Genomic DNA, 19,626 nt, shown 5'->3' with positions numbered 1-19,626 from the left:
GGTATAATTAGAGGGTTAGAGACCATTAGAAAAGGAATCGGAATGAAGAAAGAAGTTTCTCCAGAATTATATAATTACAACAAATTTCCTGGTCCAGCCTTTGCCCGTGTTGGGGACAAGGTGGTGTCAGAAAATATCGAGTTAAGCTTGTTGCTAGACCACAAGGAAGCATTTGATCAAACAGCCTTCGGTCAGCGTTTTTCACAAATTATGCTCAAGTTTGACTACATCGTGGGCGACTGGGGCAATGAGCAGTTGCGCCTGAAAGGCTTTTATAGGGATGATAAGCCAGTTACATCCGATTTGAAAATTGGGCGCTTGGATGATTATTTGACAGAGTATTGCAATTTTGGCTGTGCCTATTTTGTTTTAGAGAACAAACATCCGCAGGATTTGCCAGTGGAGCCTGAGGATAAACCACGACGCAGACGCAACCGTTCTCGGAACAACCGCAAACCGCAAGAAAACCGTAATGGGCATAAGCAGACGTCTTCCAATCAGAAACAACAGAGACAAGAACGCCAGAAGCGTCAAGATAAGAAGAAAATCAACCGTGAAATCCAAGAGGCCAAACGTGGCTTTGTGATTCGCGAGAAACAGAGGTAAGTATGAAACCATCAATTTATGGATTGAGTCGCAGCGCTCTGACAGACTGGATTTTGGAAAATGGGGAAAAGAAATTTCGAGCAGCCCAGATTTGGGACTGGCTCTATCGCAATCGAGTTCAATCGTTTGAAGAAATGACCAATCTATCTAAGAACCTCATTGCCAAGCTCAACGAGACCTTTGTAGTCAATCCTTTGCAACAGCGGATTGTTCAAGAATCAAAAGATGGTACGGTCAAGTACCTCTTTGAATTGCCTGATGGAATGCTGATTGAGACAGTGTTGATGCGCCAACATTATGGTTTGTCGGTTTGTGTCACCACTCAGGTTGGCTGTAACATTGGCTGCACTTTCTGTGCATCTGGTCTGATTCCTAAGCAGAGAGATTTAAGCAGTGGTGAAATCGTGGCCCAAATCATGTTAGTCCAGAGATACTTTGACGAGCGTGAGCAGGGTGAGCGGGTCAGCCACATTGTGGTCATGGGAATTGGTGAACCTCTTGATAATTATGACAATGTCATGACTTTTTTACGCGTGGTCAATGATGATAAGGGACTGGCGATTGGAGCACGTCATATCACGGTTTCGACCTCAGGTTTGGCACCAAAAATTCGTGATTTCGCTCGTGAAGGAGTTCAAGTTAACCTAGCTATTTCCCTTCATGCACCAAATAATGACCTGCGTTCGAGCATCATGCGTATCAATCGCAAATTCCCTATTGAAGTTCTCTTTGAGGCTATTGAGGATTATATCCAGATGACCAACCGCCGCGTGACCTTTGAGTATATCATGCTTAACGAGGTTAATGATGGAGTGCAGCAGGCTCAAGAATTGGCAGATTTGACCAAGAATATCCGCAAACTATCATACATTAACCTCATTCCTTATAATCCAGTCAGTGAGCATGACCAGTATAGTCGCTCGACACCAGAGCGAGTTGCGGCCTTTTATGATCGTCTCAAGAAAAATGGGGTCAACTGTGTCGTACGTCAGGAGCATGGGACGGACATCGATGCTGCCTGCGGTCAGTTACGTTCGAATACCCTCAAACGTGACCGTGCAGCTAATCGCGCTCGGATTGCTGCTGCTAAAGCTAAGGCAGGTATTGAGGATAGCAGGGCATGATAAAACATTTTGTGAAAGCAGATGGGGAGCTAACCCATCTAGGACAAAGAGTGATAAAAATAATGGCTGGACTGTATGCTCTGGTCATTGTTTGTATGTGCTTCTTGCCCCAGTATTGGTATCCCCAATACAAGAACTTTGAAACTCCCGGCATGGTTCAAATCGGTAGGCTTTATCTCCTCCCCACCCCCTTCAATAGTATTGTAAACGGACATCAGGTGGACAGCTTCTACGAACTTTGGCTGATTATCCTCCAAAATCTATCTAATATTTTTCTACTCTATCCTCTCGTCTTAACTTTTCTGTTTCTCTTTAAACAATGGCGGAGCCTTCGAGCAGCAATATGGTATAGTTTTTGTCTCAGTCTTTTTATCGAGTGCACCCAGCTTCTGTTGGACCTACTCATCGATGCCGGTCGTGTGTTTGAAGTAGATGATCTCTGGACCAATACGCTAGGTGGAGTTTTGGCTTATGGAACGTATTTGCGAATAAGGAAATGGATACAAAAAAAGGACTGATTTCAGTCCTTTTTATTACCTAAAAAATCCTCTTTTAAAATAGCGTATGCGGAAATATCCACTAACTTTCCTTTGAGGTTGACAGCTTGGCGGAAGGTTCCTTCATATTTCATGCCAGCTTTTTCCATGACGCGACCAGAGGCAGGATTGTCTGTGGCATGATCGGCCGTGATGCGATTGATGTGAACCTCTTGAAAGAGAAATGCAATGACAGCTTGCAGGGCTTCCGTCATCAGACCTTGTCCCCAATAATCTTGACTGAGGATATAACCTAGTTCACAGGACTGTGTAGAAGGATTGGTATGGATGACACTAATATCTCCAATCACCACCTCAGGTTGCTCCTTGAGAGCGATCACCCAGTGGAAAAAGCCAGGGTTTTCATAACTAGCTATCCATTCCTTTAAGAGCTGTTTGGTAAATGCTACGCTTTCATGAGGAGGCCAAGTCACATAAGTGACATTGTCAGCGCGAGAAGCCCAATTCTCAAACATAGCCGGTGCATCTTCTAAAACATAAGGGCGCAAGAGTAAACGTTGGCTGTTTAAAATTTTGGTACCAATAAGATTCATATCAGGCCTCCTGTATCAAAATGAAAGAAGAGAATTGTTGGGACTTTATTTTACTGGTTAGATGTGAGTTTAGGATTTCCAAAAATCATCAAAGATAGTGATGGGGAGGTGTCGCTTGTGTTGGCCTTTGTACCACCAGCTTTCAATTGTTTCTTGAGCGGTGGAGCTAATCGTCTTGCCTTCCAGATAGTCATCAATATCAGCATAGGTGACACCGAGGGCCACCTCATCTGCGAGACCTGGCCGATCTTCTTCTAAATCAGCTGTCGGAATCTTTTCATAGAGGCTAGGATCTGCTCCTAGTGCTACTAGGAGTTGTTTGCCCTGGCGTTTATTGAGGCGAAAAAGAGGAAGGATGTCCGCACCGCCATCGCCGAACTTTGTAAAGAAACCAGTGATGTTTTCTGCTGCATGATCTGTACCGATAACAGCCCCTGCATAGTGGCCGGCAATGGCATACTGGGTAATCATACGCTGGCGAGCTTTGACATTGCCTTTATTGAAGTCAGAAATAGGAACACCAGCTGTTTCCAATGCTGCGACTTGACCATCAACAGCCTCCTTGATATTAACGGTCAGTTCCATATCAGCTTGGATAAAATCAAGCGCACGTTGGGCATCTGCTTCATCAGCTTGGATACCATAAGGGAGACGGACAGCGATAAATTGGTAAGTATCATCACCTGTTTCTAAACGGAGTTCTTCCATAGCCAGTTGGGCCAATCGTCCCGCTAATGTGGAATCCTGTCCTCCTGAAATCCCCAAAACATAGGATTTTAAAAAGGGATGCTTAAGCATGTAGGCTTTGAGAAAGTCAATGCTGTTTCTGATTTCTTCCTGAGCATCGATGACAGGTTTGACGCCTTCATAAGCGATAATTTCTTCTTGTAGAGACATTAGTTCACTCCTTTGGCATAGGCTTCCTTGCGGATACGGTCAATCAAGGACATCTTGTTGTCCCAGACATCCTTGGCTAAGTCAACTGGATAGTCCTGAGGATTGAGGATTCGCTTGTACTCATCCCAGAGGCTATCCAATTCCTTACTGGCATAGGCTTGAATTTCCGATAGGGTAGGTAGCTCGTAGACTAGATTTCCTTTGTCAAAAATATCTACCATGAGCGGAACAGCATCGAAATTCTTGACTGTTTTGTTAATGTAGGTATAGGTTGGATGGAACATAAAAATCTCATCCATATCATTGACATCAACATCGGTAAAGGTGATATAATCCCCTTCGGACTTTCCTTTTTCACGGCTAGTAATACGCCACACTTGTTTTTTACCTGGCGTTGACACTTTTTCAGCATTGTTTGAAAGCTTGATTGTGTCAACCATCTGACCATCCTCATCTTCGATGGAAACAATCTTGTAAACGGCGCCTAGAGCTGGTTGGTCGTAGGCGGTGATAAGTTTGGTTCCCACACCCCAGACATCAATTTTTGCCTTTTGCATTTTTAGGTTGAGAATGGTGTGTTCATCGAGGTCATTGGAAGCATAGATTTTGGCATCTGGGAAGCCGGCATCATCCAGTTGTTGACGGACTTTCTTGGATAAATAAGCCAAGTCACCGGAGTCTAAACGGACGCCAAGGAAGTTAATCTTGTCACCCATTTCCTTAGCCACCTTGATAGCAGTTGGTACTCCGATGCGCAGCGTGTCATAGGTGTCGACTAAGAAAACACAGTCCTTGTGGGTACTAGCGTACGCTTTGAAGGCGTCATAGTCATTGCCATAAGCTTGGACAAGGGCATGGGCATGCGTGCCTGATATAGGGATACCGAAGATTTTACCAGCTCGGACATTGGAGGTGGCGTTGGCGCCACCAACGATAGCAGCACGGGTGCCCCAGATAGCTGCATCCATCTCTTGAGCACGACGGCTACCAAACTCCAAGAGGGGTTCATCTTCAATGACTGCTCGAATGCGAGATGCCTTTGTGGCAATCAGGGTTTGGAAATTAACAATATTGAGGAGGGCTGTCTCAATCATCTGACATTGAGCCAGTGGTCCTTCGATTTGAACGATGGGCTCGTTGGCAAAGACCAAGTCACCTTCGCGTGCAGACTTGACGGTCAATTCCAGCTTCAAATCGCGTAGATAGGTTAAAAAGGCTTCATTGTAGCCCTGATCACGTAGATAGGCCAGGTCTGTTTCTGTAAATTTGAGTTCTTGTAGGTATCTGACAATGCGCTCCAGTCCAGCAAAAACGGCATAGCCATTGCTAAAAGGAACCTTGCGGAAGTAAACCTCAAAGACGGCCTTTTTGTTGTGAATACCTTGTTCAAAATAGACCTGCATCATGTTTAGTTGGTAGAGGTCTGTGTGTAGGGTCAAACTATCATCTGGATACATAAGCAATCTCCTTTTATAATGACATCATTATAGCATAAAAAAGTCAGAAGGGATATTTCTTATCTGCTAAGACCCCATGCTTTAGCATGGGGTTGTTTTCTTAAAATACAAAGGAGACCAAGGGGAGATAGCAAAGTAGGCCTAGAAGGAGAAATGGGATAAAGGGGATGGGCTGGGATTTTTGTGGGAAAGAGACGGCAAAAAGGATACCAAAGAAGGAGCTGATTTGGATGACCCAGAGCAAGTCGGTAGTGGAGAAGACGAGGGCAATGAGAGCCATGTAGAGAAAATCTCCTGACCCCATCTTGAGGGGGAAAATTTCAGCTAGAATGGCTAGGAGAATAAAGAAAAAGAAGGTGGTGTTAAAACCTATGAGAGCTAGAACTAAACTGGCAAAGACCAACCAGACCATGAGAGGATACTCTCTGTGTTTGATATCGTAGACTGCCAAGACTAAACCAGCTAAAATCAGCAAAAGTTGAGATAGAGTTAGGTGGCCATACTCTAGCAAGAGTAGTAATCCTCCTGTAATGGCTTCAAAAATACCATACCAAATGGGAATCTTGGCTTGGCAATAGCCACAACGATAGTTGCGCCAAATCTGGGAAAAAATCGGGATCAAATCCCAAGCCTTTAGCTGTTTTTTGCAATGGTTGCAATGACTGGCAGGAAAGATGATGGATTCTTGTGGAAAACGGTCAATAACTAGACCAAGGAAGGAACCGAGGCTGGCACCAAGTAAAAATATAATAATAAGCTTCATACTTACTTATTCGCAAAAAGGTAGAAAAAAGTGGAGATAGGATACTGTTTTTTCCAAAAAAGACCTCTCAGGTATGCTATAATAAAGGAATATGAAACGTTACAATACATTAAATGATTATTACCGAAAACTCTTTGGTGAGAAGATTTTTAAGGTGCCCATTGATGCAGGTTTTGACTGTCCAAACAGAGATGGAACAGTGGCCAAGGGAGGCTGTACTTTTTGTACAGTGTCTGGTTCTGGTGATGCCATCGTGGCACCGGATGCCCCTATTCGCGAGCAATTTTACAAAGAAATTGACTTCATGCATCGCAAGTGGCCAGAGGTTCAGAAGTACTTGGTTTATTTCCAGAATTTCACCAATACTCATGACAAGGTGGAGGTCCTGCGTGAGCGTTATGAGCAAGCCATCAATGAGCCAGGCGTAGTGGGTATTAACATCGGTACGCGTCCTGACTGCCTACCCGATGAGACTTTAGCCTACATTGCTGAGCTGACAGACCGTATGCATGTGACACTGGAGCTAGGCCTGCAAACCACTTTTGAAACCACTTCTGAGTTGATTAATCGTGCGCATTCTTATAGCCTCTATGTGGAGACAGTCAAGCGGATCCGCAAGCTAGCCCCTAAGGCAGAAATTGTCGCGCATCTAATCAATGGTCTGCCCGGAGAGACTCACGAGATGATGGTGGAAAATGTTCGTCGTTGTGTGACGGATAATGATATTGATGGGATCAAGTTGCATTTGCTGCATCTGATGACCAATACCCGTATGCAGAGAGATTTTCACGAAGGAAGGCTCCAGCTGATGAGCCAGGAAGAATATGTCAATGTTATCTGTGACCAGTTGGAAATCATCCCTGCACGCATGGTTATCCACCGTATCACAGGTGACGCTCCCCGGCACATGTTGATTGGTCCCATGTGGAGTCTCAACAAGTGGGAGGTCCTCAACGCCATTGATAAAGAAATGGAGAGACGAGGAAGTAGGCAGGGCTGTAAGGCTGGGAAGTGAGTCAATATGAAACCAATAATTCCAAAAACACCAGCAGTACCTAAATTATCAGAAGAGGAGATAGCTTTTTTAACAAATCTTACCTTTGGTGAGTTAGTTTCTCCTCGAGTCTGTGATTCTCTTTTCGTATTTGGTGGTACTCATGCTGGACACTGGGAAAAGGCGATTGAAGCATACCAATCGGGTCTTGTAAGGCATATTATCGTGACAGGTGGTGTTAGTCCAACATCAACACCGAATCCGAATTGGAAATATGGAAAAGAAACACCAGAAGCAGAAGTGATTGTGAAATACTTGCTTGCAGCCGATATTCCGAATGAAGTGATTTTGTATGAGAATCGCTCTACCAATACGTTAGAAAATGTCCTTTTTGCGAAAGAAATATTTGATTTCGAAAGGATTCATTCGTTGATGTTTGTCTGTAAAAGTCATGTAACTGGTAGACAATGGCGGACATTAGCCAAACATTTGCCTGATCACCTAAACTTTATTCCTTTCACATTTAATGCAACCTATAAGGGAATTTCTATATCACGTGATACATGGATGGATACAGAAGTTGGGAAATCGCGTATTTGGGGAGAATATCTTAGAATACTCCACTATGGAAAAAAGGGTGATATTCAGGCACTTAATGTAGATGATGAATAAGGAGCAAATATGATCAAACGTCCTATCCACCTCTCCCATGATTTTTTGGCGGAGGTGTTAGATTCGAGTGCTGTTGCTGTGGATGCGACCATGGGCAATGGGCACGACACCCTCTTCTTGGCGCGGCGGGCTAAGTTGGTCCATGCCTTCGACGTTCAGGAGCAGGCTTTGGAAAAAACCAGTCAGCGCTTGGCTGAGGCTGGGCTCACTAATGCGAGGCTGCATCTGACAGGCCATGAGCATTTAGATGAGTTTGTCACGGAGCCCATTCGGGCAGCTATATTCAACTTGGGTTATCTACCATCTGCGGATAAGTCTATCATTACTCAACCTCAAACGACTCTGATAGCTATTGAGAAGGTCTTGAACCTACTGGAAGTGGGTGGTCGTCTATCTATCATGATTTATTATGGACATGAGGGAGGGGATGTAGAGAAGGATGCGGTATTGGATTTTATCCAAAAACTTCCTCAGGAAGATTTTGCTACCATGCTCTACAAGCCACTTAACCAAATCAATACCCCACCTTTTTTGGTTATGGTGGAGCGCTTGAAATAGTCTTGGTAAAGGAAAAATATGCTGGTAAAAGTAGATTTTAGTCTTCTGTACATGAATATAACGTGGGCAAAGTTAGGTGGGAATCGTATTGAACCTACTGCTTTCTCTGGATATTTAAGAAATAAGGTGCTTTTTTAGAGAGGTAGCTAGTCAATGTTTTGAGCATTTGGAGAAGTGTGCATGGAAATGGAGTTAGTCAATGACTGGATGGGGAAATCATCAGAAATAGGGGGGTGATAGAATGATAGACAATAGGATACTTCTTGAAAGTGGCATGGCTCTAGTTGTGCTGGTGGCTTGCTTATTTTTCCTGATCAAAAGAGGAAGGCAGAGACAGGGTTTCTATGATATTTTCTATATTTCAGATGGGAAATTGACTATTCTGGCTGGGATTCCTGTCAGCTATTCATTGGAAGACATCAGCCGAGTAGAGTTTTCGAAGTTTGCTACCACCAAATCAGGCTTTACAAATTTTATGGGTCAGCTTAGAATCATCAAAAAAGATGGTCGAATCAGTCGTCCTTATTGGTTTGATAGTAGTGTTTTGTACCAAAAGTTTGTGACTAAGAGTACAAAAGAAGAGATGGAAGAAACCATTCATATGCTGATGGCAAAACTGGAGAGTCAGGGAATTCCCTCACGGATGGTTGTGATGAAATAATGGCTTTAGTTCTTTCTAGTACAGCCTGAAGTGTGATGGAGGATAATCCAATCTATTTGCCCTCATAAGGCAACAAAAAGTGAGCAGGTATAAGTCTGTTAAGATGAACATCTGGCTGTCAGTTTAAAGTCAAAAAAGAAGCAAAAAAAGCCCTGATGGGCTTTTTTACTGTTCATCTTCATACTTTTGGTTTAATAAAGACTCTTTCATCACCAAGTGGTATCAACTCGACTTGGTTTCCGTAAAAGTTTTCGAGGAGTTCTGCGGTCAAGATCTTTTGTTTTGGTCCTTGAGCTAGGACTTTTCCTTCTTTAAGGAGGAGCACATGGCTGAAGTCAGCGGTGATTTCTTCTGCATGATGGGTGACAAAGACGATAGCGGGAGCATGCTCTAGTTGGCAGATATGGTGGAGGTGCTTGAGCAGGCGTTCTCTTGCCAGCAAATCCAGTCCAACTGTAGCTTCATCTAAGATCAAGAGTTCAGGGCTTTCCATGAGACTGCGGGCGATGAGGAGGAGTTGACGTTCTCCCTGAGACAGGCTAGCATAGGTGCGACCGATCAGGTGGGCACCATCGATACTGGTCAGCATCTCGATAGCTTCATTTAGCTCTTTTTGCCCGTATTCACGGTAGAGAATGGAGGACTTGTATTTGCCGGTCAAGACGATTTGTTCAGCTAGAAGATCTGTGGGAAAACGCTCAGCTAGAAAGGACCCGACGATGCCGATTTTGGTGCGCAATGTTGGAATATCGCCCTTACCAAACGGTACACCCAGGACAGTTAAGTCTCCAGATGATTTCCAAAATTCTGCTGTTAGAATCCGCAGGAGGGTGGATTTTCCAGCCCCATTGAGTCCCAAAATAGCCCAAGTTTGCCCTTTTTCAAATTCCCAGCTAATCTTGTCAAGGATATATTTGCCCTGTCTGCGAAAGCTAACTTCTTTCATGGATAAAATCATCATTGCATCTCCATTTTTAGTTTTTTGTTTATTTTACCATAAAAAGAGAGTCAGCGCGTACTTCCTTCTTTTTTGATAAAATTGGAATCTTTTCTATATAAAAAGCCTGTTATTTCCGTAATTCTTAAAATATGATATAATGAGGTTACTATTTTTAAGAAACAGGAGATTGTCATGGAAGACCCCGGTAGTCAGACCATTTATCTTAAACTTATCGTCTTATTATTTCTAACTTTTTTGAATGCCTTTTTCTCAGCTTCTGAGATGGCCTTGGTATCGCTGAACCGCTCGCGGGTGGAGCAAAAGGCTGCAGAAGGTATTCTAAAATTCGTCCGACTCCAGCAGGTTTTGGACAATCCAAATAACTTCTTATCGACCATTCAGGTCGGGATAACCCTCATCAATATCTTATCAGGGGCGAGCTTGGCTGGTGATTTAGGGGCTATTTTTGCAGGCTGGATAGGAAACACTACTACAGCTCAAACCGTTGGCTATTGGCTCGCACTGACACTTTTAACGTATATCTCCATTGTTCTAGGCGAGCTTTATCCAAAGAGGATTGCGATGAACATGAAGGAAAATTTGGCGGTTCTATCAGCACCAGTCATCATTGGATTAGGTAGGATTGTGAGTCCCTTTGTCTGGTTGCTGTCTGCCTCGACCAATCTTCTCAGTCGTATCACTCCAATGACTTTTGACGATGCGGATGGGCAGATGACGCGTGATGAAATTGAGTACATGCTAACACGTAGCGAGGAGACCCTAGATGCAGAAGAAATCGAGATGTTACAGGGAATTTTCGCTCTTGATGAGCTCTTGGCACGTGAAGTCATGGTACCTCGAACAGACGCCTTTATGGTGGATATCAAGGACGACCCAGAGACCATTATGTCTGCTGTCCTCAAACAGAATTTCTCACGTATTCCTGTCTATGATGGGGATAAGGACAATATTATCGGCCTCATTCACACGAGGAAAATTTTGGCAGAAGGGTTTACAAATGGCTTTGATAACCTGAATATCCGTCGGATTATGCAAGAACCCCTCTTTGTACCAGAAACCATCTTTGTCGATGACTTGCTCAGACAGTTGCGTAACACCCAAAATCAAATGGCCATCTTGCTGGATGAGTACGGTGGCGTGGCTGGTCTAGTCACTCTGGAAGATTTGCTAGAGGAGATTGTTGGAGAGATTGATGATGAGACGGATAAGACGGAAATTTTCGTCAGAGAGATTGCGGACAATACCTATATTGTACAAGGCAATATGACCATCAATGACTTCAATGAGCACTTTGGGCTGGAATTGGAAAGTGATGATGTGGATACGATTGCGGGTTATTATCTGACCGGAGTGGGAACAATCCCTACTCAGGAAGAAAAAGTGGCTCACGAGTTGGATAATAAGGGACATCATTTGGTCATGATGAACGACAAGGTCAAAAATGGTCGTGTCACCAAGCTGAAAATTCTCATCACACCACTTGAAGAACTGGAAGGAGAGGGAGCTGGGAAGACCTCAAACAGTTGAAATAGCAGGCAATATTGATTTGTTGAAGGATGCTATCCTCTCACCTCGTAGGGGATTTTGCTCTTGCTTTCGCAAGGCTGACTGGCTTGTTAGATTAGCTTAAATAAAGGATATGCTAGCCAACCTTGTGCCTTCGGTATGTAGAAAATATAAAATCAAGAGGGTGGCTTTTGCTAACTCTCTTTTTGACTTTCTAGGAGTACTATACCCCCATTTACCGCAATGAACTATTTCATCGGTATTGTCTCAACTAAAAGATAGTAGCGTTTACATTTTTGTGTTATACTAGACTTATTAAGGGATGAGGAAAAGTATATGACAGAGATTGATTATCGGAATGTAACAGGTTTGGTTCATTCAACAGAAAGCTTTGGAGCTGTAGATGGACCAGGTATTCGCTTTGTGGTCTTTATGCAGGGTTGTCATATGCGCTGTCAATATTGCCACAATCCAGACACTTGGGAGTTGGTCAATCCCAATGCTAGGGAGCGGACGGCTGAGGATGTACTCAATGAAGCGCTTCGTTTCAAGATGTTTTGGGGCAGGGATGGAGGAATCACTGTATCTGGTGGGGAAGCGACCATTCAGATAGATTTTTTGATTGCCCTCTTTACATTGGCTAAGGAAAAGGGAATTCATACAACACTAGATACCTGTGCTCTGACTTTCCGCAATACTCCCCGCTATCTGGAAAAATACAATCGTCTGATGGAAGTCACCGATTTGGTTCTATTGGATATTAAGGAAATCAATCCAGAGCAACACCGTATCGTGACAGGTCACAGCAATAAAAATATCCTGGCCTGTGCAGAGTACCTATCTGAGATAGGTAAGCCTGTCTGGATTCGACATGTGTTGGTGCCTGGGCTAACAGACCGCGATGAAGATTTAATCAAATTAGGCGAATATGTCAAGACATTGAAGAACGTCGAGCGCTTTGAAGTGTTGCCCTACCACAACTTAGGGGAATTTAAGTGGAGGGAACTAGGCAAACCTTACCCACTAGAAGGCACCAAGCCGCCAACGAAAGAACGAGTTGAAAATGCAAAAAGACTGATGGAAACAGAGACTTATCAGGATTACCTAAATCGAATACGTAGTTAACAATCAGAAACAGAAGTATTAGAACATGCTCCTCCTATAGTGGATAGTGAATAGACAAATATTCATTCGAAACAATGGGAGGAGTTTTTCTATACTCATTCATATTGAGTATTCAGTGTCTGTTGTATAGTCGCACACAAACATCTCAGGAGGTGGTTCAGTTTTTGGTGATGTTCTCCTTTTTCTGATCTTTGTTTGCCTGCTTTGTGGAGAATAAAATGATTTAAGATAGGCAATTAAAAAAGCTGTGAGAGATTCTCACAACTTTTACATAATAGGCTTACAAAGCCTTGTCATCAATGGCATTCAACCAGTCATTTGCCGCTTTGACAGTGGCTTCAAGAGCCCCTTCTTTGAAAGGAGATTGGAGATTTGCTGCTTCGACGATTTGTAGGAAGGATTTACTGCCACCTAAGTCACAGATACGCAAGTAATCTTCCCAAGCTGTTGCATCGTGATCAACCTGCGTACGTTTCCAGAATTGGAGAGCGCAGACTTGAGCCAAAGTATAGTCAATATAGTAGAACGGGCTAGCAAAAATATGTCCTTGGCGGAACCAGAAACCACCCCGACTTAAGAAGTCTGATTCTGAATAATCACGGTCAGGCAAATAGAGGTCTGCTAGGCGCTTCCAAGTAGCTTTGCGTTCTGCAGGAGTCATCTCAGGATGTTCATATACTTCATGTTGGAAGTGGTCAACCAAGACACCGTAAGGCAAGAAGAAGAGGGTACTGGATAGGTGGCTAAACTTGTATTTATCCACTTGCTCCTTGAAGAAATGATTCATCCAAGGCCAAGTGATAAACTCCATAGACATGGAATGAATCTCACAAGATTCATAGGTTGGCCAGATGACTTCAGGGCATTGTATCCAGCGTGAGCGAAAGACCTGAAAGGCATGGCCGGCTTCATGAGTTAAAACATCAATATCGGCACTAGTACCGTTAAAGTTGGCGAAGATGAAAGGACTCTGGTAATCGGCAATGTAGGTACAATAACCACCGGTATCCTTCCCTTCCTTGGCGAGCAAATCGAGTAAATCATGTTCCACCATGAAATCAAAAAATTGTCCTGTTTCCGGTGACAGCTCTTGATACATCTTTTGAGCTTGGGCGACTAGTTCTTCAGGGCTGCCCTTTGGTGTGGCATTGCCATCTAGGTATTCTAATAAGAGGTCATAGTATTTGAGTTCTGGGACTTGGATACGTTTGGCTTGACGCTGGCGTAGTTTCTCAACAACTGGCACTACATGCTTGAGGATTTCTTCTCGGTAAATTTTGACCATATCACGATTGTAGTCAAAACGGTTCATCATCTTGTAGCCATATTCCACATAGTCTTTGAACCCTAAAGTGGTTGCAATCTCATGACGGACCTTGACAAGTTGATCATAGACAGAATCAAAATCAGCTTCTTTTTCTTCAAAAAAGCTTGTCACAGTTTCCGACGCTTCCTTGCGGATTGCACGGTCAGTTGACTGGGTAAAAGGTCCCATCTGAGAGAGGTTGTAAGTTTGCCCATTGAAGTTTAGTTGGGCAGTGGCCATGAGGTTATTGTACTGGTCCACCAACTCATTTTGCTTTTGGAAAAGGGGGATGGCTTCTGATGAGAAGATTTGGAGTTGGTTTTCAGCCAGCATAAAGAAGGTCTCTGGTAAGAGATCTGCCAAGTTGGTGCGGTAAGGACTCTCTACGATGACCCGGTAGTAATTAGTCCAGAGTTCATTAAAGAGTGGGCTGTGCTCGTTCCAAAATTTAGTTTCTTCATTGTAAAACTCATCCTGCATATCGATAGAATGACGAATACTCCAGATATTCATCTGAGTGTCAACTGTTGAGCTGATAGCGGTGATATCTTGTACGATTTGGCGTGTTTCCTCAGCAGAAGCAGCATGTGCTAATCTGTTTGTCAAATCAGCCATCTTGGCTTTGATACTTTCATAATCGGGACGAGTGTAGCGATAATCTGCAAATTTCATTTTATTTCCTTTCAACATCTATGGAAAACAATACAAGTCAGCATAGAAAGACTGGATTGAACGGGGCTCATAAGTTTTCTATCTAAAGTTTATTGCCTTCCAATTTTTACTATACCTATCTTACTCCAAATGGAAGCGATTTGCAAATCTAGTTAGACGGGATTTCACAAGTTTTGAAAAATATGATAAAATAAATCGATTATAGAAAAAGAGGTTTTAGAATATGGCAAAATTGTTAGTTTTTGGTCACCAAAATCCTGATACAGATGCGATCGCATCTTCGTATGGTTGGGCCTACCTAGAGCGTGAGGCTTGGGGACGAGATGCAGAAGCAGTGGCTCTGGGTGAGCCAAATGAAGAAACAGCCTTCGCCTTGGATTACTTTGGTATCCCTGCGCCACGTGTGGTAGAATCTGCTGTGGCAGAAGGGGTGAGTCAAGTTATCCTGACTGACCACAATGAGTTCCAGCAATCAATTTCAGATATTCGTGAAGTGGAAGTTGCGGCTGTCATTGATCACCACCGTGTAGCTAATTTTGAAACGGCCAATCCTCTTTATATGCGTTTGGAGCCAGTTGGTTCAGCTTCTTCTATCGTTTACCGTGCTTCTAAAGAAGCAGGTATTACCTTACCAAAAGAAGTCGCAGGTATGCTCCTTTCTGGCTTGATTTCGGATACTCTCTTGCTTAAATCACCAACTACCCATAAATCAGACCCACAGGTTGCGGCAGAACTGGCAGAAATAGCAGGAGTCAATTTGGAAGAATATGGCTTAGCCCTACTCAAAGCCGGTACCAATCTGGCAAGCAAATCTGCAGAAGAATTGATTGATATTGATGCTAAGACTTTTGAACTCAATGGAAATCATGTCCGCGTGGCTCAGGTCAACACCGTGGACATTGCAGAAGTCTTGGAGCGCCAGGAAGAAATCGAAACAGCTATCAAATCAGCCATTACCGCAGAAGGATACTCTGACTTTGTACTGATGATTACAGATATTGTCAACTCTAACTCTGAAATCTTGGCTCTAGGTGCCAATATGGACAAGGTAGAGTCAGCTTTTGCATTTACTTTAGAAAACAATCATGCTTTCCTAGCTGGGGCTGTCTCTCGTAAGAAACAAGTTGTGCCACAGTTGACTGAAAGTTTTGGTGGATAACTCCTTCATAAAGTTTCGAGTAGATTTGTTGAAACACTTTTCGTTCAATAGGAGCAAGAATGAAAAAACTATCTTTTGTCATGTTATTGGGAGCTATGCTACTCTTAGGTGCCTGTCAGTCTGACCATTCATCAAGTTTAGGTCAAGAATCAAATTCTTCACAATCTAGCATAGACTGGTCTCAGGCTGGACCTGATGCCCAGAAAAATCAGATTTCTTTTATGGATGTGAAGGCTGATGTGGAACAGGGGGCAAAATTTTTCGATGTCCGCAGTGAGGCTGAGTTCAATGCTGGAAATTTCGGTATTACAGATAATGTTCCCATCTCAGACCTTCAGTCTGGAACCTTGCCTGAAATCCCAAAAGACACCAAGATATATGTCCACTGCCTGAGAGGTATTCGATCAGCGGAAGCGACCAAGATTCTGCGTGATGCAGGCTTCACTCAAGTCTATGATTTGGGAGGATTGGAGCAGGTAGAGGCTATTGGCGGCAAGATAGAATAACGGTACGACCAGCTTGCTGGTTGTACTTTTTTTGACCTGTGCTATAATGGTTTTATGATTAGAATCTTTCATACCAACAAACTGACCCGTCAGCCCTTTTTTCAGGCTCTTATCAACTTTCTTCATGACAATCAGGATGTGACTCTACGCCAGATCAAAGCGAGGTTTGAAGAGGAAAACAATATAGATAGACAGTTAGAAGCCTATATCAAAGCAGGATATATTGTTCGTGAAAATCGCCGTTATCGCAACGGATTTCATTTGTTGGATAGCTTAGATGATCTCACTCTAGATCAAGAAATTTTTGTGGATACAGAGTCAGCTATTTTTGAAAAACTCAAAGGAGTTACTGTCAAACAGCAGACCACTAATACCAGCAATCACTTAATCATTGAGGAAGAAGTAGATGTGGTACGGGAGCGCCTGACCTTAAATTCTTACTTTTACAAGATGAGGAGCCAAGAAACATTGTCCCTTGACCAAGAAAAACTCTATTCTGTTTTGGGGGATGTTAATCCAGAGTATGCTCTTAAATATATGACCAGTTTTCTTTTGAAATTCACTCGGAAGGAACGCGTCATTCAGCGACGGCCAGATATCTTTGTTCGAGCTCTGATTATTCTCGGCTTCATGGAAGAGGTTGCGCCTCAGACCTATATCTTGACCATGGATATAGATCAAGAAAGTCTGATTTTTACAAGTCAGAACTAGATACGCAAATGGGTGACTGCCAAGTTGTCAGTTACATTCTACACATGTTTTAGTGGAATTCTTCAGATTATACTTTGAATTTCTTTTTTATCATAGAAAAGGGAGCTAGAAGACATAGAGAAAAGACGAGGCTTAGGCGTCGTCTTTTTTCTTATTTGCCATTAGTGAGCGAATTTTTTTGGGTAAATGTAGCTTTTCTAACTTGGGTATTTTTTTCTGCAAATCCTCTGAGATGTTGAAATCGGTTAATTTATTCAAATCAGGTAGGTGTTCTTTCCATACTTGCACTCTTGTGTCAATGAGCTGCCGGCTTAATCGGTCTATCATGTCCGCTTGTTCTGGACTTAGATTTTTTTTATTTTCTACCATTTTTTGGACTTTTCCAAGTGTGTCTACAGTAATATCCCCGAATCGGTAAATACCTGCTTCAATAAAAATGCCAAAAAAGAGGTCGAAGAACTCTCGTAATTCTTCCTCCGTCAGGCTAGCTGTCCAAGCTTTCAGAGTTTCATCTACTTGGAGACTATTTTTTGTTACCTTGGGTACTTCTTTGAAACCATCACCTTCGATCTCCCAAGAAAAAGTGAGATGTTGGAGGAGGCCGAAAGTTCGACTTTTGACAATGAAGTTAATTTCAGGCGTTTCTAGCATCATACCAACGATAGAATGTTCGGGGATGATGGTTTGAAGTTTTCCTTCAATCGCCTTAAAACCTTCTGAATGACGAATGGATGTATGGAGACCAGGAGCATCAAAGTTGTAGATTGTCCGAATTCTTTTCTGGATGTCTTTATCTACTTGGCTTGCTGCATAGGTGGCTAGATTTCCTCCCTTCGAGTGCCCAGACACCCAAAATTTTCCCTCCAAATGCTGGCTGATCTGGTTCAGGTAGTTCTTTGCTGCTAGCTGAGCAGGGATTTCTTTCATATAGCTCATGTGAAAATCTTCCTTCCAGCCAATCAGAGTGTCATCTGTTCCTCGAAAGACAACTAAATATTCCTTGGGACGAATTTGGTAGGTGATGGCTGCAAACTGTTTTTGACTGTCTAAGCTGTAGTCACTGGCAAAGGCTAGAGCATGAATATGCTTATAACGTTTAAAACTTGACAAGTAGCTCAACAAGCGAAGTCTGTGGGCATTTACCATACCAAGTGTTGGGTATACACCGTGAAATGTTTGCTCGAATTGATTAGCTAACTGCTGGAGTGAGAGGTAACTCTCTGCTGATATTTCTGCAGAGACTAAATCTTCAAAGGGAAGATAGGTCAGTTCGGTCAGGGCTAGGGCGTCTAAAATTGTAAAATCTTTATCGTAAAAACTTTCATATTGGTTGGTTTTTAGGTACTCAAATATGGTAGACATAACTTCTTCTTTCTATCGATTATCTGTCTGCATTATAACGTGAAATACTGAAAAATTCAAGGATTTCAAAGAACGCTATTATGCTTTACAAACTAGTAGAAAATGGTCAGACTAATTTGTTTTACAAGCTAGGGAAGGTATAAGATGAAAAGAAATGATCTCGGAAATGGGTCTCTTTCTACCTGTCTTTACTTTTTATCTTTGTAGCGGCTTGGTGCAAATCTATGTTCAAACCCACGGTATTACAGGTGATTTCTGGAATAGATGGTTGCCAGCAGGAGCTGTACTGATAGGAGCAGTGATTTTCCTACTGGGGACATTCGTCCTTATCTCCACAAAAAGAAGGAAAATAGAAACACGGAAAAAGTGAGGAGGAGAGGCTCTTTTATCTTTATTTAAAAAAGACCGTGAGATATGCTATAATGAAACAATAATAAAGAGGAGAGAAATCATGACATTTGAAGAAATTTTACCGGGCTTGAAAGCCAAAAAAAAATATGTTCGGACAGGTTGGGGCGGAGCAGAGAACTACGTTCAGCTTTTTGATACCATTGAGGTTCACGGGCAAAAGCTAGAAGCTACACCGTACTTCCTCATTAATGTAACTGGTGAGGGAGAAGGTTTTTCCATGTGGAGCCCAACCCCTTGTGATGTACTTGCGACAGACTGGGTGGAAGTCCATGACTAGGCGGGTCTTAGTCACAGGAGTCTCTAGTGGCATCGGTCTGGCTCAGGCTAAACTCTTTTTGGAAAAAGGTTATCAGGTTTACGGAGTAGATAGAAGTGAGAATCCCAATTTGAAAGGGGATTTTCACTTTTTACAGTTGGATTTGACTGGCACACTAGTACCGCTTTTTGAGTGGCTACCTGATGTAGACATCCTTTGCAATACAGCTGGTATTTTGGATGACTATAATCCTTTATTGAGGCAAACAGATGCGCAGATGCAAGAAATTTTTGCAGTTAATCTGTTTGCACCAACTAACATTTGTCGTTTTTACTTGCCCAAGATGTTAGAAAGAAAAGCTGGCATCATTATTAACATGTGCTCCATCGCTAGTTTCCTAGCTGGTGGTGGTGGGTCATCCTACACATCTTCCAAGCACGCCTTAGCTGGTTTTACCAAGCAGCTAGCTCTTGATTATGCCGACCAAGGAATCCAGGTGTTTGGACTTGCTCCTGGTGCAGTTCAGACAGCCATGACTCAGGCTGATTTTGAGCCAGATGGATTGGCTGATTGGGTAGCAGGAGAAACTCCCATCAAGCGCTGGATTCAGCCCGAAGAGATTGCAGAGATGACGCTTATTCTTGCCTCTGGTAACATGCAGGCCATGCAAGGTGAAATCATCAAAATGGATGGTGGGTGGAGTTTGAAATAAAAGATACCTTACTCTTGATTTTGATGGAACCAAGATGATGGAAAAGACTGTCTGGATTTGCGATAGGAATAATGTTTAGAAGAGCAACACAAGGTATATATTTTAAGTTTTACATCG

Annotated in this window: 21 protein-coding genes; 14 read left to right on the top strand and 7 right to left on the bottom strand. The window is 42.9% G+C overall.

Features of this window, described 5'->3' with window-relative positions:
- Nucleotides 1-42 precede the first annotated feature (42 nt).
- The 3 genes from F602_RS0109860 to F602_RS0109850 are packed head-to-tail and all read left to right on the top strand — an operon-like array spanning nucleotide 43 to nucleotide 2,248.
- The gene (locus tag F602_RS0109860; RefSeq protein WP_018167818.1) at nucleotides 43-606 is read left to right on the top strand and encodes a YutD family protein; all 564 of its coding nucleotides are present in this window, start codon (nucleotides 43-45) and stop codon (nucleotides 604-606) included.
- Between the two features lie 2 nt (nucleotides 607-608).
- Nucleotides 609-1,730, top strand: a complete 1,122-nt coding sequence (gene rlmN, locus F602_RS0109855) for a dual-specificity RNA methyltransferase RlmN (protein WP_018167817.1) — start codon at nucleotides 609-611, stop codon at nucleotides 1,728-1,730.
- A complete protein-coding gene (locus F602_RS0109850) occupies nucleotides 1,727-2,248 on the top strand; it encodes a VanZ family protein (RefSeq protein WP_018167816.1) in 522 nt (173 codons plus the stop codon). Before rlmN ends, F602_RS0109850 begins: the two co-directional genes overlap by 4 nt.
- A gap of 2 nt (nucleotides 2,249-2,250) precedes the next feature.
- Here F602_RS0109850 and F602_RS0109845 read toward each other — a convergent pair whose 3' ends face one another.
- From F602_RS0109845 to F602_RS0109830, 4 genes are all read right to left on the bottom strand, one after another.
- A complete protein-coding gene (locus F602_RS0109845) occupies nucleotides 2,251-2,820 on the bottom strand; it encodes a GNAT family N-acetyltransferase (RefSeq protein ID WP_018167815.1) in 570 nt (189 codons plus the stop codon).
- Between the two features lie 69 nt (nucleotides 2,821-2,889).
- The gene (nadE, locus tag F602_RS0109840; protein WP_018167814.1) at nucleotides 2,890-3,717 is read right to left on the bottom strand and encodes an ammonia-dependent NAD(+) synthetase; all 828 of its coding nucleotides are present in this window, start codon (nucleotides 3,715-3,717) and stop codon (nucleotides 2,890-2,892) included.
- Nucleotides 3,717-5,174, bottom strand: a complete 1,458-nt coding sequence (locus tag F602_RS0109835) for a nicotinate phosphoribosyltransferase (protein ID WP_018167813.1) — start codon at nucleotides 5,172-5,174, stop codon at nucleotides 3,717-3,719. Before F602_RS0109835 ends, nadE begins: the two co-directional genes overlap by 1 nt.
- Before the next feature lie 100 nt (nucleotides 5,175-5,274).
- Nucleotides 5,275-5,937 carry a prepilin peptidase gene (locus tag F602_RS0109830; protein WP_018167812.1) on the bottom strand — a complete coding sequence of 221 codons (663 nt, stop codon included), beginning with the start codon at nucleotides 5,935-5,937 and terminating at the stop codon, nucleotides 5,275-5,277.
- 91 nt (nucleotides 5,938-6,028) lie between these two features.
- On the opposite strand from F602_RS0109830, the gene mnmL reads away from it, so the two are divergent.
- From mnmL to F602_RS0109805, 4 genes are all read left to right on the top strand, one after another.
- Nucleotides 6,029-6,952: a tRNA modification radical SAM protein MnmL/YtqA gene (mnmL, locus tag F602_RS0109825; protein WP_018167811.1), complete on the top strand. Its 924-nt coding sequence runs from the start codon at nucleotides 6,029-6,031 to the stop codon at nucleotides 6,950-6,952.
- A 6-nt stretch (nucleotides 6,953-6,958) separates the two neighbouring features.
- On the top strand, nucleotides 6,959-7,603 hold the full coding sequence (locus tag F602_RS0109820) for a YdcF family protein (protein WP_018167810.1): 645 nt from the start codon (nucleotides 6,959-6,961) through the stop codon (nucleotides 7,601-7,603).
- A gap of 9 nt (nucleotides 7,604-7,612) precedes the next feature.
- Nucleotides 7,613-8,161 (top strand): tRNA 5-(aminomethyl)-2-thiouridylate-methyltransferase MnmM, encoded by a 549-nt coding sequence (gene mnmM / locus F602_RS0109815; RefSeq protein WP_018167809.1) that lies wholly within the window; start codon nucleotides 7,613-7,615, stop codon nucleotides 8,159-8,161.
- Nucleotides 8,162-8,402: 241 nt separating this feature from the next.
- Nucleotides 8,403-8,822 carry a hypothetical protein gene (locus F602_RS0109805; RefSeq protein WP_018167807.1) on the top strand — a complete coding sequence of 140 codons (420 nt, stop codon included), beginning with the start codon at nucleotides 8,403-8,405 and terminating at the stop codon, nucleotides 8,820-8,822.
- Nucleotides 8,823-9,000: 178 nt separating this feature from the next.
- Here the strand turns inward: F602_RS0109805 and F602_RS0109800 are convergent, their stop codons facing one another.
- Nucleotides 9,001-9,780, bottom strand: coding sequence for an ABC transporter ATP-binding protein (locus tag F602_RS0109800; RefSeq protein WP_018167806.1), 780 nt, complete (start codon nucleotides 9,778-9,780; stop codon nucleotides 9,001-9,003).
- Nucleotides 9,781-9,954: 174 nt separating this feature from the next.
- Here F602_RS0109800 and F602_RS0109795 point away from each other — a divergent pair, with 174 nt between their 5' ends.
- Nucleotides 9,955-11,310 (top strand): hemolysin family protein, encoded by a 1,356-nt coding sequence (locus tag F602_RS0109795; protein WP_018167805.1) that lies wholly within the window; start codon nucleotides 9,955-9,957, stop codon nucleotides 11,308-11,310.
- A 315-nt stretch (nucleotides 11,311-11,625) separates the two neighbouring features.
- The gene (pflA, locus tag F602_RS0109790) at nucleotides 11,626-12,414 is read left to right on the top strand and encodes a pyruvate formate-lyase-activating protein (RefSeq protein WP_018167804.1); all 789 of its coding nucleotides are present in this window, start codon (nucleotides 11,626-11,628) and stop codon (nucleotides 12,412-12,414) included.
- Between the two features lie 280 nt (nucleotides 12,415-12,694).
- Here the strand turns inward: pflA and F602_RS0109785 are convergent, their stop codons facing one another.
- The gene (locus tag F602_RS0109785) at nucleotides 12,695-14,392 is read right to left on the bottom strand and encodes a M3 family oligoendopeptidase (RefSeq protein WP_018167803.1); all 1,698 of its coding nucleotides are present in this window, start codon (nucleotides 14,390-14,392) and stop codon (nucleotides 12,695-12,697) included.
- A gap of 223 nt (nucleotides 14,393-14,615) precedes the next feature.
- On the opposite strand from F602_RS0109785, the gene F602_RS0109780 reads away from it, so the two are divergent.
- The 3 genes from F602_RS0109780 to F602_RS0109770 are packed head-to-tail and all read left to right on the top strand — an operon-like array spanning nucleotide 14,616 to nucleotide 16,768.
- Nucleotides 14,616-15,551: a manganese-dependent inorganic pyrophosphatase gene (locus tag F602_RS0109780; protein WP_018167802.1), complete on the top strand. Its 936-nt coding sequence runs from the start codon at nucleotides 14,616-14,618 to the stop codon at nucleotides 15,549-15,551.
- Nucleotides 15,552-15,610: 59 nt separating this feature from the next.
- Nucleotides 15,611-16,057, top strand: a complete 447-nt coding sequence (locus tag F602_RS0109775) for a rhodanese-like domain-containing protein (protein WP_018167801.1) — start codon at nucleotides 15,611-15,613, stop codon at nucleotides 16,055-16,057.
- Between the two features lie 54 nt (nucleotides 16,058-16,111).
- The gene (locus F602_RS0109770) at nucleotides 16,112-16,768 is read left to right on the top strand and encodes a DUF1803 domain-containing protein (protein WP_018167800.1); all 657 of its coding nucleotides are present in this window, start codon (nucleotides 16,112-16,114) and stop codon (nucleotides 16,766-16,768) included.
- A gap of 132 nt (nucleotides 16,769-16,900) precedes the next feature.
- Here the strand turns inward: F602_RS0109770 and F602_RS0109765 are convergent, their stop codons facing one another.
- Nucleotides 16,901-18,130: a DUF2974 domain-containing protein gene (locus tag F602_RS0109765; RefSeq protein ID WP_018167799.1), complete on the bottom strand. Its 1,230-nt coding sequence runs from the start codon at nucleotides 18,128-18,130 to the stop codon at nucleotides 16,901-16,903.
- A gap of 451 nt (nucleotides 18,131-18,581) precedes the next feature.
- Between F602_RS0109765 and F602_RS0109755 the strand changes: the two genes are divergently transcribed.
- Nucleotides 18,582-18,818 (top strand): DUF2829 domain-containing protein, encoded by a 237-nt coding sequence (locus F602_RS0109755; RefSeq protein WP_004194840.1) that lies wholly within the window; start codon nucleotides 18,582-18,584, stop codon nucleotides 18,816-18,818.
- A complete protein-coding gene (locus tag F602_RS0109750; RefSeq protein WP_018167797.1) occupies nucleotides 18,811-19,509 on the top strand; it encodes a 3-oxoacyl-ACP reductase in 699 nt (232 codons plus the stop codon). The genes F602_RS0109755 and F602_RS0109750 overlap by 8 nt, the downstream gene beginning before the upstream one ends.
- Nucleotides 19,510-19,626: the final 117 nt, after the last annotated feature.

Origin of the sequence: Streptococcus minor DSM 17118 (assembly GCF_000377005.1) — a bacterium.
Taxonomy (GTDB): domain Bacteria; phylum Bacillota; class Bacilli; order Lactobacillales; family Streptococcaceae; genus Streptococcus; species Streptococcus minor.
Note: the sequence above shows the minus strand (reverse complement) of the source record. Positions and strands in the feature narration are given on the sequence as shown.

Bases quoted from the DNA above. Each gene is read 5' to 3' on its own strand.
- F602_RS0109860 (WP_018167818.1), top strand. From the start codon at position 43: ATGAAGAAAGAAGTTTCTCCAGAATTATATAATTACAACAAATTTCCT.
- rlmN (WP_018167817.1), top strand. From the start codon at position 609: ATGAAACCATCAATTTATGGATTGAGTCGCAGCGCTCTGACAGACTGG.
- F602_RS0109850 (WP_018167816.1), top strand. From the start codon at position 1,727: ATGATAAAACATTTTGTGAAAGCAGATGGGGAGCTAACCCATCTAGGA.
- F602_RS0109845 (WP_018167815.1), bottom strand. From the start codon at position 2,820: ATGAATCTTATTGGTACCAAAATTTTAAACAGCCAACGTTTACTCTTG.
- nadE (WP_018167814.1), bottom strand. From the start codon at position 3,717: ATGTCTCTACAAGAAGAAATTATCGCTTATGAAGGCGTCAAACCTGTC.
- F602_RS0109835 (WP_018167813.1), bottom strand. From the start codon at position 5,174: ATGTATCCAGATGATAGTTTGACCCTACACACAGACCTCTACCAACTA.
- F602_RS0109830 (WP_018167812.1), bottom strand. From the start codon at position 5,937: ATGAAGCTTATTATTATATTTTTACTTGGTGCCAGCCTCGGTTCCTTC.
- mnmL (WP_018167811.1), top strand. From the start codon at position 6,029: ATGAAACGTTACAATACATTAAATGATTATTACCGAAAACTCTTTGGT.
- F602_RS0109820 (WP_018167810.1), top strand. From the start codon at position 6,959: ATGAAACCAATAATTCCAAAAACACCAGCAGTACCTAAATTATCAGAA.
- mnmM (WP_018167809.1), top strand. From the start codon at position 7,613: ATGATCAAACGTCCTATCCACCTCTCCCATGATTTTTTGGCGGAGGTG.
- F602_RS0109805 (WP_018167807.1), top strand. From the start codon at position 8,403: ATGATAGACAATAGGATACTTCTTGAAAGTGGCATGGCTCTAGTTGTG.
- F602_RS0109800 (WP_018167806.1), bottom strand. From the start codon at position 9,780: ATGATTTTATCCATGAAAGAAGTTAGCTTTCGCAGACAGGGCAAATAT.
- F602_RS0109795 (WP_018167805.1), top strand. From the start codon at position 9,955: ATGGAAGACCCCGGTAGTCAGACCATTTATCTTAAACTTATCGTCTTA.
- pflA (WP_018167804.1), top strand. From the start codon at position 11,626: ATGACAGAGATTGATTATCGGAATGTAACAGGTTTGGTTCATTCAACA.
- F602_RS0109785 (WP_018167803.1), bottom strand. From the start codon at position 14,392: ATGAAATTTGCAGATTATCGCTACACTCGTCCCGATTATGAAAGTATC.
- F602_RS0109780 (WP_018167802.1), top strand. From the start codon at position 14,616: ATGGCAAAATTGTTAGTTTTTGGTCACCAAAATCCTGATACAGATGCG.
- F602_RS0109775 (WP_018167801.1), top strand. From the start codon at position 15,611: ATGAAAAAACTATCTTTTGTCATGTTATTGGGAGCTATGCTACTCTTA.
- F602_RS0109770 (WP_018167800.1), top strand. From the start codon at position 16,112: ATGATTAGAATCTTTCATACCAACAAACTGACCCGTCAGCCCTTTTTT.
- F602_RS0109765 (WP_018167799.1), bottom strand. From the start codon at position 18,130: ATGTCTACCATATTTGAGTACCTAAAAACCAACCAATATGAAAGTTTT.
- F602_RS0109755 (WP_004194840.1), top strand. From the start codon at position 18,582: ATGACATTTGAAGAAATTTTACCGGGCTTGAAAGCCAAAAAAAAATAT.
- F602_RS0109750 (WP_018167797.1), top strand. From the start codon at position 18,811: ATGACTAGGCGGGTCTTAGTCACAGGAGTCTCTAGTGGCATCGGTCTG.